Origin of the sequence: Ciceribacter ferrooxidans (assembly GCF_004137355.1) — a bacterium.
In the GTDB taxonomy this organism is placed as follows: Bacteria; Pseudomonadota; Alphaproteobacteria; order Rhizobiales; family Rhizobiaceae; genus Allorhizobium; species Allorhizobium ferrooxidans.
In genome coordinates this window covers 1-261 of the sequence record NZ_SDVB01000110.1, presented here as the reverse complement: position 1 = coordinate 261, position 261 = coordinate 1, and the positions used below count along the sequence as shown (strand labels likewise).

Below are 261 nucleotides of genomic sequence, written 5' to 3'. Positions count from 1 at the left end.
AAGTCCGAGGGAAAAGGAATCCCCTGAATTTCTATAGGGACGGCAGGGCTATAATACTTTGCTGTCATAACCCCACCAGGGGTGGTGATGAGCAGAGGGTTTCTAAGCCTTTCTACCCCCAACTGATTTTTCCCCACGAATGGCACAGATATAAACGAGTGGGATGCTCCAGAGTCGAACAAAATGGTAGCAGGGATGGAATGGATGAGGAACGTACCAACGATGACGTCTGGAGTTGTCAGCACGTCCTCGGCCGTCACG

General features: G+C 51.0%; 1 protein-coding gene. It reads right to left on the bottom strand.

Features of this window, described 5'->3' with window-relative positions; all coding sequences use genetic code 11:
- Positions 1–261, bottom strand: a 261-nt coding sequence (locus tag EUU22_RS04000) for a pepsin/retropepsin-like aspartic protease family protein (protein WP_165351075.1), incomplete at both ends; no start/stop codon positions are given.